This is a genomic window from Rickettsia endosymbiont of Orchestes rusci (assembly GCF_964030945.1).
Classification (GTDB): Bacteria; Pseudomonadota; Alphaproteobacteria; order Rickettsiales; family Rickettsiaceae; genus Rickettsia.
In genome coordinates this window covers 208,518-221,903 of record NZ_CAXIQG010000004.1, presented here as the reverse complement: position 1 = coordinate 221,903, position 13,386 = coordinate 208,518, and the positions used below count along the sequence as shown (strand labels likewise).

The following is a 13,386-nucleotide window of genomic DNA, read 5'->3' as shown; positions in this document are numbered from 1 at the left end:
AATAGTAATAATAATTTAATAGATTTAATAATGTTCGGAAGACATCCACAACTTTTAATCCCTGAATCGGCAGCACATCGCAACGTCTTTGATATTTTAAGCATTAGCAAAATGGATGTGTGGGAGGCTGCAGCACGTCAGGCTTACGCTGATAGTCCAAGCATAAGCGGTTTGTGGGATCCCGAGAATTTAAAACATCTTAGTGATCCGGAGTTTGCCGACATTCAGCAATTAGGAGCTGCAGGGTATTTTGATAAGAAAAGAATCACTAAGGAAGAGTTTACAGCAGATTATAAAGATTCGGGATTAGAGTATGACGCTAATTTTACTAAAGAAAAAATAGACGATATTTTAGAACGCAGAAAACAGCAAGAAATAAACGAATATATTATTTCCAGAGGCAAAGGCGGAGTAGTTGAAGCGATCGGCAAGTTTGGCGTGGAGGTGGTGGCAAGCAACTTATCACCGATCAATATAGCGGCTTCTTTTATGCCGATCGGCGGACAAGCTAAATGGGCAGTTGCAGCGTTCAAATATGGCGGATTAAAAACCGGTTTAGTTAAAGGATTTATCGGTGGAGCTATAGGACAAGCGGCAATAGAGCCTTTTTTATATAAAGAGCGAAATTTTGAACAAAGGGAATATAGCTTAAAAGATAGTGCCATAAATATTTTACAAAGCGGTTTATTCGGTTCAGCTTTGCACGGTCTTGGTTATTCAGCTAAATATTTAAAAAATCGTTATTTTGCCACCTCTGAAACTTTAGCCCCGGAAATAAAAACCGGTCATGCGGTAGTAGATAGTCAATTTAAGGCAAATATTCAAGCAGTACTTAATGAATCTGACCCAGGGCAATTATCCACTGTGCCGTTAAGCGGTTCTACTCTGCACCAGTTACAGGCGGCAAAATTAGAATTAACGTTAAAAGCCGATAGGCATTTTCCCGAGTATTTTAATCAATATAAGAAAGTAGCAATTTTAGAGCAAAATTTACATGAAAAGTTTTACACCGATAATAACATTAAAGCCGTACCTAGTCATTTAAAGGCAATGCTACAAAATGAACAAGCAAAATTAGAGCTATTAAAAGAGCAATATGTTAATGAACCGGCATTTTTAGAATATTTAAATAAAGCAGGGGAATTAGACAAGGCAATAATAGTTAATTTAAGAAAAGAGCAATTTGATTTAAAGGGTTATAATTTATCTATAGAAGATTTATATATTGCAAGATCGCAATTAAACGAGGGTAAGCATATAAATTTAGACAATCCCGAAAATGCCGAATCGTTTTATGAAGGGGGTAGCAAGGTAGACGATAAAATTGTTAATACGGAAACGACAAGTTTACCGGAACAACTAGCATCGCTTGAGAATGATATAGCCGCTTTGCCGCAAGAATATATAGCAGAATATAATAAAGAGCGGATTACTGACGAGGAAACAATACGTTTAGCTGACGAAGCTATAACAAAAATTAAACAGAATGCTAAGAAAAAAGATATTGAGCCACTAATAAAGACATTATCGGTAATTGATGAAGAGTTAGCGGGGGAATTGATTAGTATTTACAAAAATCATATCGGCGAAAAGAAATTAAGCAAATTAGAACGGGATAAAACTTTAGATACAATTAGTATTAATTTAAGAAGTAAGAAATTTCTACAGCGAAGAAATACGGCATTAAATTTAATCAAGCTTGCCGATAGTGAGAGCTTTGTACGTAGATTTACCAATAAAATTAAAGGTATTTTTGAATATTTAAAGCAAGTAGATTTAAGACAAAACGCCGTCGAGAGAGAAATATTACACGGCTTTATCCACGACTTAGAAAAAGCTAAATTAGTTGAAATATATAGAGATAAAAATTTTGAGCAAGCAATAGCGCAAGAATTATGGAATATCACCCATCCGGATAAAATAGATAGCGGCAGCAATCAAGCTAAAGCGGCGGCGGGAATAATCCATAAATGGCACACATACGCAGCTAATAGGGCAAATCTCGGCGGCGCACACATAAATTTTTTGCCCGGTTATATAACAAAGCGCACTCATAACGCCGAGAAACTAAGAAAGGCAGGCTTTAACAAATGGCTTGAATTTATAACGCCGCTGCTTGATTTGAAAAAAACCGGGGAAGTTGATTTTAGGCAGATATATAATAATCTAGCAACTGCCACGCATTTAAAAGATTTAGAGGAACATTTAAGTACGCCGTTTAGTAAAAATATTCCGGGAAGTAACGGCGCTAACATTGCTAAGGTAGTTTCGGCAAATAGAGAGTTACGTTTTAAAACTGCTGAAGCAGAATTAAAATATTTATATGAGTTCGGTAATTATTCCAAACCTAATATTGTCGATAAAGTTTTAAGCCCGCTTTTACCTGAAAGGTCTTTTTTAGCCGAGTCGATTGTAAGCGACTTAACTAAAATGGGGCGAGCTATCGGCATAATGGAGGTGATGGGTTCTAAGCCGCAGGAAATGCTGACCTCGTTACGCAACTGCTTTATTAGAGAGCTGCAAGAAAAAGCAACCGTGAATCACGGTTTTTTTAGCCAGTTAAAAACTTTAAAAAGAGCAGGAAAGTTTGAGAATCAGTTACAGTTGATGCTGGGGGTACGTCCGGAGATACCTTTAGTTGACAGTATTTTAGGTAATTACCGATCGTTAAAATGCATGTCGAGTTTAGGCAGCACGCTTATTAGTTCATTCCCCGATATTGCTACTTTTATAACCGAGCTACAAAATAACGGTGTGCCTTTGCTTGAATCTTACGCTAGCAGTCTTAAAATACTAACCGGTGCTTTTAACCCGAAAGAAAAGAAAGAATTTGGGCGATTGCTCGGCATTACTGTTGATTCATTACTTGGCGGTAATTACTCAAGGCTTGGAGCTGAAGGAGCAGTAGCGGGAAGTATTGCCAAAGCAACAACTGCTTTCTTTAAGCTAAATCTTATGGAGCCGTGGGATAATAATTTAAAATCCACCATGGGTATTTTATTATCGCATAATTTGGCTAAAAAAATATCAACTGCCAAATCTTTTAACGAGATACGGCAAAATTTGCAAACTCTCCTTACACGTTACGGAATTGGTGAAAGTAATTGGCATTTATATAAAAATCTTATCCAAAGCGTCAAGGGCAATCAATATATAATACCGGATATTAATTTGTTACCGGATAATATAATAGATATACATTTAAAAGCGCAAGGCAAAATAGTAAATGAACTAAATAGAACAAGATTAAAACAAGACCTAACCAACAATTTACAACGATATTTTATTGACCGAGTAGATACCGCTATTCCTACCCCTCATACGGCAGAACAAAGCGCAATGCAGTTGGCAGGTCTTGGCGTAAAACCGGGCTCACCGATGGCGGCAGTTATTAAGTGTTTGATGCAGTTTAAAACTTTTCCTTATAGTTATGTAATTCGTCCATTAAAAGCTGTAACGATTGATCAAATACCGATTCATGAGCAACGAGGCTATGGGTTATTTGACAAAGGCACCTGGCAAGACGTAGCTAAAACAATGCGTAACCCCACTACTCTTAAGATATTTCCGCAGTTAATGCTCGGTACTACGGGGCTTGGTTATTTATCGCTTAACGCCGGAAGGTTATTAAAGGGTCAAGAGCCGGTAGGTTTAAACGAGGAAGGTGTATTTGCTGCTTCTCTAATGAAAGGCGGCGGGCTTGGTTTATACGGGGATTTTATCTTTGGCGAATATGATCGTTACGGGCATAATCTAGTAGAAAGCTTAGCCGGACCGATCGGCGGCGATTTAATCGATATCGGCAAAATCTATACTATGGCAAAAAACGGCGATCCGAAAGCACAAGAATTATTAACTAGAATGCTGAAAAGAAACGTCCCGGGGCGTAATTTGTTTTACCTTACTCCTGCCTTGTTTATGGTTGAGAATTACTTAAAATAATACTACCTATAAGTGTTTTATTTAATGCAAATTCCCCCTGTTTATGGTATAATAAAACTATAAATAAAGTTATATAAATACAGATAGTTAAGGGGAAGTTTGCCATGCGTAAGATAACTAAAACATTTAAATCACCGCTAAAGATCAGAAAGCTTAAAAAGCTAATGAAAGATGTTTATAAAGCCAAATCGAACCACTTAGCGGAAATAGCCAAATTAAATCTTAAGAAGAATATTATACCGAAAGACGTAGAAAAAATTGAGATAGAAATTAACAGCTTAATCGGTAAAGAATTAATTACCCTTCCCCATAACTCATTAACATTTTTAACCGGTGCTACTCCGCCTTTTACGCAAGTCGATAATAATAGCGTTATAGAAGATCAATATATAGTATTGCCGTGGTCTATTAGTTCAAACGGAGGCAGGGAAGCATTAAAAAGTTTAACTAGTAAAATTCCGCTGCTGCCGATAAGTTTAACTTATACGATACATGTTAATATCAATGAGGGTAGTAATCAAAGTTATCTTGATACTACTCAAAGCACCGCTAGGGAGCCGGCAATTATACCGCAATCCCAATTACCGGCAACGGAACAACCGGAAGTAATTACCGAAGTCATGGAAGATTATAGTTGGACGGGTAGCAGTTTCTCGGAAGATAACGAAGAAATGTTATTAACCGAAATAGATAAGTTGCGGCAGGAGTTAGAGAGTACAAAAAACAATTATAATAATGCGGCAAATGACGTAACCGCCAAGAATCGCCAAATTAGCAATTTACAAATACAAATAAATAACCTAAACGGACAAATAAATCAAAAGCAGCTGGAAATAAGTAATTTAAATAATCAGCTTAGTCAAAAAAATAATCAATATACTAATATATCTAATCAACTTGCTTCGGTGCAAACTCAAACTAGTAATTTAACGCAGCAAATACGAAATATAGAGTATGAAGCTGACGTTAATAATCGTAAATTTCTCGATGCTAAATATAAGTTAGATATGATAAGGCAAGGCGGAGAGGTGTATATGTGTTCCGATTTAGGCGATGCCGTACAATTTAGGGTAAGATGGTTTACCGGTTCATTTAGAGTTTATAGAGATGCTAATTTTGATAATAAACATTTTCAAATATGGCGATCTCAAGAGCAATATAATAAGTTAATAGTATAAAAATATCAATGATGAAAATAACGGGTAAATTAATATGTTAACAATTATCGGCAGTTTAATAGGCTTCCTTAGTAGCTTTGTGCCGGAAATTTTAAATTTCGTTAAGGACAAGAAGGACAAAGAGCATGAGCTAAAGCTAATCAATTTACAAATAGAGGCAGCAAAAGCAAACCAAGCTTCAAAACTGGCAGCGGTGAAAATCCAAGCGGATACGGAGGAAAGTAGATATTTATACTTACATGCCGCACCTAGCCGTGTCAAGTGGGTTGATGCCTTAGCTGCTTTAGTGCGTCCTTTAATTACTTTCATGTTCGTTTTATCGTATGTTTATTTTAAACATAAATATCAAGGTACGATAGTCGAAATATGGACGGAGGAAGATCAGGGAATATTTAACACTGTTATATGCTTCTGGTTCGGCAATCGTGCCATTAGCAAATATAAGAAATAAGGACAATATTAATGGCTTCCGGAAAACACGCCAAAGATTTAATTAAGCAATTTGAAGGTTTGAGGCTTAACGCTTACCTCTGTCCTGCGGGGGTTAAAACAATCGGCTACGGGCATGTGATAAAGCCGCATGAACAAGCCAAAATAGGTGAGAGTATCAGCAAAGAACAAGCCGAGCGATTACTTGAGGAAGACGTAATACAAGCGCAAAGAATATTATATAAATATTCCAGCGTTTATTTAAGCATCCCTCAAAAAGCCGCCTTGATCTCATTCATCTTTAATTGCGGTAGCGGGGCGTTTCAAGCGTCAACCTTGCGGCAAAAGCTCAATCGCGGTGAATATTCTAGTGCTGCCGATGAGCTGCTTAAGTGGGTTCACTCTGGAGGTGTCAGGCTTAACGGCTTAGTGAAACGGCGAGCATTAGAGCGGGCAGTATTCTTAAATGAGGTGAATTTATATTTGCCGAGCTATAGAAGAGCGATAACTAGGGACAATATGCAAGATGATAAAGATAATACCAAGCATTACGGCAATAGCATAACCGGTATTATTGCGAGTTCAATAAAAGGTTTGTTCGGCAGATTCAAAGGGGTTGCTCCTGCTTTAGGACATAAATAACAAATGGATAGATTGTTAGAAGCGGCAGAAGAGACAACAGAAGATTTAGTTGATTCAAGCAATGCAATAACGCCGTTTGATATGTCTGATAAGCTACCGGAGTCGCAAACAAATATAGATGACAACACAATTGAGGCTACCGAGAAAATAGCTAATATAGTTCAAGACCTTCACAAACTCCAAGAGCTAAAGCAAATACTACATGCTAAAGAAGACGAGTTAAAAGATATCGTTACAAATTATATGGGGCTACACACCATTTTAACCCTTCACAACAAACCCATCATCTCATGGAAAAACTGCAATCGTAGTAGTTTCGACCTTACAGCGTTCAAAGCTGAATATCCGGAGCTTTACGGGCTGTTTCTCAACGAAACGACTAGCCGAGTATTTAGATTAAACTAACCGGGCTAAAATCTTACAATAACATTCGCTAGTTATTACCTCACTTTTTAACGCTATATTTAATTTCTTAATCTTGCCTTATTTTTTTATTTGACTTGTTATCGATATACTTGTAATTATTTTAGCAACTATAAAGGTTAACTTATGGTTAACAAATATTAATAAACACAATCTAAGGAGGCAATTATGTTTACGCAAGCTAAATTAACAAAAACAACAACTTCAAATGAGGAATTAATATATTGGTTAGAAGTACAAGGATTTACCGAGCAAGCCAAAAGTTTACGAAACGGCGCAACTACTCTTAACCTTTATGACAAAAATATAGGAGCTGCAGAGGCTAAAGATATTGCCGAGCTACTGAAAACTAATTCTACTCTTACAACGCTTAATCTTTTGGGTAACAACATAGGCGAGATCGGAGCAAAGGAAATAGCTTCAGTGCTAAAAACTAATTCTACTCTTACAACGCTTTATCTTGGCGGTAATCAAATAGGCGAGACTGGAGCAAAGGAAATAGCTTCAGCGCTAAAAACTAATTCTACTCTTACAACGCTTGATCTTTGGAGTAACCAAATAGGCGAGACTGGAGCAAAGGAAATAGCTTCAGTGCTAAAAACTAATTCTACTCTTACAACGCTTGATCTTTTCAGTAACCAAATAGGCGAGACTGGAGCAAAGGAAATAGCTTCAGTGCTAAAAACTAATTCTACTCTTACAATGCTTTATCTTGGTGGTAACCAAATAGGCGATACTGGAGCAAAGGAACTAGCTTTAGTGCTAAAAACTAATTCTACTCTTACAACGCTTGATCTTTACCGTAACAACATAGGCGAGACTGAAGAAAAGAATATTAACGAATATTTACAAAGAAATAAAAATTTACCAAAGAAAAAGACAGAAACGTTAAACCCTCAAGCCGTAAAACAGCAAGCAGAACTAAAGACGAAACAGGAAGTAGAATTAAAAGAAAAGTAATTAGCCGCATTTAGAGAAAAACAGCAAGCAGAACTAAAAGCGCAACAACAAGCTCTAGAAAAGGAAAACGATAAAAAAGCAGAAGAGTTAAATACTCAAGGCGATACTTTTTGCAATAAAGGAGAATATGACAAAGCAATAGAAAAATATAACGCAGCAATAGCCATTAACAAAAAGCCTTTGTACATTACTAATAAAACAAAAGCAGAAAAGAAATATGAAGAACAACAGCAGAGCCTAAAATTTGATGAGTTAAAATATAATCAACTAATTTCAGCAATAAAGGAAAATAAAGCAGAAGAGGTAGAAAATTTAATTAAGGAGCTAAATAGTAAAACTCTTAGCAAAATTGATAATAACGGCGAAACAGCTTTAACTTGGGCTGCAAGTAAAGGATTAGAAAAAGTATGCGAAATGCTAATATCTAAAATGTCTGATCAGGCTATTAATCACGTTACTAAAACTTATGGCGAAACGGCATTAACTTTGGCTGCAGGTTATGGTTTGAAAAAGGTTTGTGAAATGCTTATACCTATAATGACAGAGCAAGCTATTAATCAGGTTAATAGTGGCGGCAGTACGGCATTAACTTTGGCTGCTTTTAAAGGTTTAGAAAAGGTTTGTGAAATGCTAATATCTAAAATGTCCAATGAGGCTATTAATCATGTTACTAATTACGGCATACGGCTTTAACTTTTGCTGCATATAAAGGCTTAGAAAAGGTTTGTGAGCTACTAATACCTAAAATGTCTGATCAGGCTATTAATCAGGTTACTAAAGACAATGGTGATACGGCATTAACTTTTGCTGCTAATAAAGGCTTAGAAAAGGTTTGTGAGCTACTAATACCTAAAATGACCGATCAGGCTATTAATCAGGTTACTAAAACTTATGGCGAAACGGTATTAACTTTGGCTGCTGGTAAAGGCTTAGAAAAGGTTTGTGAGCTACTAATACCTAAAATGACCGATCAGGCTATTAATCACGTTAATAATAACGGCAATATGGCATTAACTTTGGCTGCGAGTTATGGCTTAGAAAAAGTTTGTGAGCTATTAATACCTAAAATGACCGATCAGGGTATTAATCAGGTTACTAAAACTTATGGCGAAACGGCATTAACTTTGGCTGCGAGTTATGGCTTGGAAAAAGTTTGTGAGTTGCTTATACATAAAATGCCCGATCAGGCTATTAATCAGGTTACTAATAACGGCATGACGGCTTTAAGTTTAGCTACAAAAAATGGTTTTAAAAATATATGCGATTTATTGACGAATAAAAAAGATAATCTAGCTAATAAAGCAGAGGTAGAAAAGAAATATGAAGAACAACACGCACAAATACTTACAGATTCCTTAAATAATGAGCTTAACGAATTAGTAAATAGTTTTTCTAATAATGATATTTCTGTAAATATTTGTTTTCCAACAATAAGTGATGAAGCAGCAAAACTAATGGCGAATAAATTAAGAAATATTGCTACAATCACTAAGGTTAGTTTTTTTGGTACTCAAATAAGCGATAAAGGTATAAAAATCATTACCGAAGCTTTAGCAAATAAGCGGCTAGAAAAATTTAGTTTTAGTTGTAGTGACTTAGGCGATCAAAAAATATCGATATTAGCTGAAATTTTACAGGTTAATACTCTTACACATATTTACCTTGGCGAAAATAAGATAGGTATTACAGGAATTAAGGCAATTATTGAAGCCCTAAAATTAAATAATACTATTGTATATTTAGATTTACACAATAATAATATAGGTGATGAAGGAGCAAAGCTAATAAGTGAATTCCTGAAAAACAACAATAGTTTAAAGTATCTCGTTATTGCATTGAATAATATAACTTATGAAGGGACAAAAGCAATTATAAAAGCTTTGAGAGAAAATATTATTATTACGGATTTAGATTTAGGACAAAATAATATAGGTCAACAAAACGAAGTTATAATTGAGAAATACCTACAGCGAAATAAAAATTTAATGAGTTTTCAAAAGTTGGCTGATGGAATAAACGATAAAGTAGCTACTAATATTGTAATAAATGCAAAAGATAAAGCTATAATAAAAGACACTATAAAGGATATAATACACAAAGCTAAAGAACTTAATAATATAACCGATATAGAGAAAATAACTGCTAATATGCAAGAGCTTATAGTTGATAAATCTACAAAATTAAAGCTTATGATTATAGAAAACCAAATTGACAAATTAATAGAGCCGCAAAATATAAATGATGACGTTACTATATTGGGCGTGGATAGTACTATATAAAGAGAAGGGGCAATTTGCCCCCGCTTGTTGAATAGGTTTTTGTTACGATTACGCATAACCTGCTTTCATGCGAAAAGTGTTGCATATTTCGGTTCTGTGGGTTATATTGGTTAGCAAGCTGTACACTACGGCGTACCATAAATTTATAATATTTAGTTGACGAGATTAATAGAATGCAAGTTACCGTACTGAAAAGCGAAGGATTGGATTTTCATGCAAAAATTTCAATTCCTTCAAATGAAATTAACGATGAGATTCAAAAAGAGTTACTTAATTTAACAAAAAAAGTTAAGTTTGCGGGCTTTCGCGCCGGTAAAGTACCTATTGCCATCGTTAAACAAAAATACGAAAAATCAGTTAGGCAAGACATAGTCGAACATAAAATTAACCATAATGTTAGCCATGTTATTGAAGATAAGAAGTTAAATATTATCGGTAATCCAAAGATTGAAGATTTACAAAATGAGAATAACAAAGACCTAGAATTTACTTTAAAACTAGAGTTATTACCTGAAATTGCAATTCCTGATTTTACAAAAATTTCTATTGATAGACCAAAATTGATAGTGCAAGAAAATGATGTTAACGAACAAATCAACAAACTTGCCGAATTAACAAAAAGCTATAGTAAAGAAAGCACGGCGAAAATTAAAAAAGGCGATCAAGCTACTATTGATGCGATCGGATATATAGACGATAAAATTTTTGAAGGTAGTAAACTTACCGATTATAAATTAGTAATCGGTAGTAATAGTCTTATTCCCGGTTTTGAAAAACAACTAATCGGCTCAAAAGTAGGAAGCGAAGTAGAAGTAAACGTAACTTTTCCGGAAGATTACCATGCAAAAGATATTGCCGGTAAACCGGCTCGTTTTGTAGTACAGATAAAAGCGGTGCATACCGCCGAGCCTACCGTTGTCAATGATGAATTCGCCAAAAAATTTCACGCTAATAGTTTAGAAGAATTACGTGGGCATTTCACGAAAAAAATAGAAAGCGAAGCGGAAGAAGCTATTAATACTATCATGAAAATGAGTTTATTCGATCAGCTAGATAAATTGTTAAATTTTGATGTACCGGAATCTTTACTTGTTCAAGAAAAGAATATTTTAAAGTCCGAAACCGACAAGAATGAAACCAACGGAAGCGATGGCGAAGAATCGTTATTTAAAGGTAAATCGCCGGAAGAAATAAACGAATATTATAATAAACTAGCGCTGCGCCGTGTGAAAATCGGCTTAATGCTAGCAGAGTACGTAAAAATTAAAGATTTACGGATAGAGTCGGATGATCTTAGAAACGTGATTATGTCACAAGCTAGAAACTTCCCGGGGCAAGAAAATATGATATTTGAATTTTATAAAAATAATCAAAAGGCAGTTGAACAGCTTAAAGGACCGGCTCTAGAAGAAAAAGCCGTTCGGCATATTTTTGATAAGGAAGTAAAGCTTGTTGAAAAAAAATATACTAGAAATGAATTAGAGAAGTTTTTAGAAGCGGAAGAACACCGCACCGTCGGTAATATATAACCGTTCTTACCATTTAGGTAGTCTTAAAGATCAAAATTACTATATTAGTTATTAAGAGCCTTGTTGCATGGCTCGATCTTACCCCGTCATTGCGAGGAGGCACAAAGTGCCGACGTGGCAATCCAGGAAAAATACTTTTCTGTCATCCTGAATTTATTTCAGGATCTTTTTAATAGATGCTGAAACAAGTTCAGCATGACAAACACTAGATTGCCGCGCTCCTTGCAGTCGCTCGCCATGACGATTCCGGTAGCCATGCAACAACGCCACAACTAATAAAAAGTATAATAATGGTCAATACCGACAAAACTTAATTATAGAACTTAGCTGATATTTATTACAAATAATAAATATTAGTGATATAAAATAGTTAATTGATTTTTTGATTCGACTTAAATAGCTACTTTAGGTTGAATAAATAGTAATATTAAAGGTAACAAATGTCTAAAAGAAATAATGAAATATTTAATGCTAGATCATTGCAAGAATTGGAAGCAAGAGTGGCAAAACTTACAGAACGATCAGAAAAAGATTTACAAAATGAGATGAACAACTTTGATCAATTTAATGCAAGATTAGATAAATTATGGGGTAAAGATTCGCATTCCGATGATGAAGTAGATAAATTACTAGCACAAATACAGTCGGAGGTTAAACTCGAAGCAAAAAGTACGGAATTAGGTAACCGACAAGATCAAGCACTACGTGATAGACTGAACAGACTAAAAGCTGATAGTCCCATAAGACAAAAGACCTCAGCAACAGACTTATCATATATCACTCATAATCCTTCTAATGAGACTAACAAAAAAACACCTGTAGGATTTTCCTTTGATGATACTAAATCAATCATCACAGCTAACCTTGACGTACAAACGGGTATAGCTGATGCATTTGCTCATCAATATAACGATGTACAAGAAAAGAAATCATTAACTAATCTAGCTAGTAAACTTGAAGAAATGAGTAATATAATTGCTAACATATCTCCTATACCTCAAGAATACGAAGCTAAAGTATCAAACATTATTACTAATGGCTTACAAAAAATTTACGAAGGAATAAAGGAAATAGTATCACCTGCAATAGATATAATCAAAGAAATAGGTAGTATTTTTATAAATTCTATTAAGTCAATCTTTAAAGAATCTCCTGAAAAACAAATGGTAACAACTAAAGCAAATTTAAAGGGATTATACAAAACATATGCCGAGTTGAAAGGAGTCGATAATAAGGTTAAAGAAAAATTTCTTAAAAATCATTATGAACAAATCGACCGACTACAAAGCTCAAAGGAATTATTAGCAGAAACTGCTAAAATCACTAAATCCATAGCAAATGCCGGGATACAAAAAATTAATAATCTTAAACAACAACAAATTATCCGTAAAATTCGGACGGATCATCCTGCTGCCGTAGACATCTCTACCTCACTCATGCCGCCTAGCACTCCTAATAATGTGAGATCATCCTCAATACGTCAACGTTAAAGGTATAGACGTTAAATTTTAGAGCGAGCTACAGCGTCATCGCGATCGCTTGATACAAGCGAATTTTTCTGGATTCGCCTGTGTTCACCTATTATTAACGGCTAGCGCAGGCTCACCTTTAAATTCATCTTGTCTGAAGCTTTCTGAATTTAGCCGTACGCTACGCGTAGAGTAACCAACTATGGATAAGTTTTTGAGCTAAAACTTATCCATAGTTCGCGTTAGATTACTAGTTGAGTACAAGCGAGACTCGCGAAATTTGATGTATAGACCTTAATAACGCGAATTTAGGATAAGAACTTATCCATAGTTCGTGTTAACATAGCTCCTAAATACCCATAATTTCATGCTTGCAATATTTTCAAGGATGATGTATAAAACTTTAGCTTGTTATCCTTTAAATAAAGGCCCCTTCGTCTAGCGGTTAGGACACCACCCTTTCACGGTGGTAACACGGGTTCGATTCCCGTAGGGGTCACCATTCTGGTTTAGGTGCTAGAATTGTTAATTTTTT

General features: G+C 35.2%; 9 protein-coding genes, 1 tRNA gene and 2 pseudogenes. 11 read left to right on the top strand and 1 reads right to left on the bottom strand.

Annotated elements, in window-relative coordinates; all coding sequences use genetic code 11:
* Positions 1 to 111: 111 nt before the first annotated feature.
* From AAHM91_RS04635 to AAHM91_RS04590, 10 genes and pseudogenes are all read left to right on the top strand, one after another.
* On the top strand, positions 112 to 3,942 hold the full coding sequence (locus AAHM91_RS04635) for a hypothetical protein (RefSeq protein ID WP_342270038.1): 3,831 nt from the start codon (positions 112 to 114) through the stop codon (positions 3,940 to 3,942).
* 104 nt (positions 3,943 to 4,046) lie between these two features.
* Positions 4,047 to 5,120 carry a hypothetical protein gene (locus AAHM91_RS04630; protein ID WP_342270037.1) on the top strand — a complete coding sequence of 358 codons (1,074 nt, stop codon included), beginning with the start codon at positions 4,047 to 4,049 and terminating at the stop codon, positions 5,118 to 5,120.
* Positions 5,121 to 5,154: 34 nt separating this feature from the next.
* On the top strand, positions 5,155 to 5,571 hold the full coding sequence (locus AAHM91_RS04625) for a hypothetical protein (protein ID WP_342270036.1): 417 nt from the start codon (positions 5,155 to 5,157) through the stop codon (positions 5,569 to 5,571).
* An 11-nt stretch (positions 5,572 to 5,582) separates the two neighbouring features.
* Positions 5,583 to 6,002 (top strand): annotated as a pseudogene (locus AAHM91_RS04620) (lysozyme); the annotation flags it as partial.
* A gap of 192 nt (positions 6,003 to 6,194) precedes the next feature.
* A complete protein-coding gene (locus AAHM91_RS04615) occupies positions 6,195 to 6,596 on the top strand; it encodes a hypothetical protein (RefSeq protein ID WP_342270034.1) in 402 nt (133 codons plus the stop codon).
* A gap of 186 nt (positions 6,597 to 6,782) precedes the next feature.
* On the top strand, positions 6,783 to 7,574 hold the full coding sequence (locus AAHM91_RS04610) for a leucine-rich repeat domain-containing protein (protein WP_342270033.1): 792 nt from the start codon (positions 6,783 to 6,785) through the stop codon (positions 7,572 to 7,574).
* Between the two features lie 180 nt (positions 7,575 to 7,754).
* Positions 7,755 to 8,267 carry an ankyrin repeat domain-containing protein gene (locus AAHM91_RS04605; RefSeq protein ID WP_342270032.1) on the top strand — a complete coding sequence of 171 codons (513 nt, stop codon included), beginning with the start codon at positions 7,755 to 7,757 and terminating at the stop codon, positions 8,265 to 8,267.
* A 44-nt stretch (positions 8,268 to 8,311) separates the two neighbouring features.
* Entirely contained in the window at positions 8,312 to 9,853 is a 1,542-nt protein-coding gene (locus AAHM91_RS04600; RefSeq protein ID WP_342270731.1) for an ankyrin repeat domain-containing protein, read from the top strand.
* A 173-nt stretch (positions 9,854 to 10,026) separates the two neighbouring features.
* A complete protein-coding gene (gene tig, locus AAHM91_RS04595) occupies positions 10,027 to 11,382 on the top strand; it encodes a trigger factor (RefSeq protein ID WP_342270031.1) in 1,356 nt (451 codons plus the stop codon).
* A gap of 440 nt (positions 11,383 to 11,822) precedes the next feature.
* A complete protein-coding gene (locus AAHM91_RS04590) occupies positions 11,823 to 12,872 on the top strand; it encodes a hypothetical protein (RefSeq protein ID WP_342270030.1) in 1,050 nt (349 codons plus the stop codon).
* A 26-nt stretch (positions 12,873 to 12,898) separates the two neighbouring features.
* Here the strand turns inward: AAHM91_RS04590 and AAHM91_RS10945 are convergent.
* Positions 12,899 to 13,034: pseudogene (locus AAHM91_RS10945) on the bottom strand (palindromic element RPE3 domain-containing protein); the annotation flags it as partial.
* A gap of 244 nt (positions 13,035 to 13,278) precedes the next feature.
* Here AAHM91_RS10945 and AAHM91_RS04580 point away from each other — a divergent pair.
* Positions 13,279 to 13,353: transfer RNA gene (locus tag AAHM91_RS04580), tRNA-Glu, on the top strand.
* Positions 13,354 to 13,386: the final 33 nt, after the last annotated feature.

Bases quoted from the DNA above. Each gene is read 5' to 3' on its own strand.
- AAHM91_RS04635 (WP_342270038.1), top strand. From the start codon at position 112: ATGGATGTGTGGGAGGCTGCAGCACGTCAGGCTTACGCTGATAGTCCA.
- AAHM91_RS04630 (WP_342270037.1), top strand. From the start codon at position 4,047: ATGCGTAAGATAACTAAAACATTTAAATCACCGCTAAAGATCAGAAAG.
- AAHM91_RS04625 (WP_342270036.1), top strand. From the start codon at position 5,155: ATGTTAACAATTATCGGCAGTTTAATAGGCTTCCTTAGTAGCTTTGTG.
- AAHM91_RS04615 (WP_342270034.1), top strand. From the start codon at position 6,195: ATGGATAGATTGTTAGAAGCGGCAGAAGAGACAACAGAAGATTTAGTT.
- AAHM91_RS04610 (WP_342270033.1), top strand. From the start codon at position 6,783: ATGTTTACGCAAGCTAAATTAACAAAAACAACAACTTCAAATGAGGAA.
- tig (WP_342270031.1), top strand. From the start codon at position 10,027: ATGCAAGTTACCGTACTGAAAAGCGAAGGATTGGATTTTCATGCAAAA.
- AAHM91_RS04590 (WP_342270030.1), top strand. From the start codon at position 11,823: ATGTCTAAAAGAAATAATGAAATATTTAATGCTAGATCATTGCAAGAA.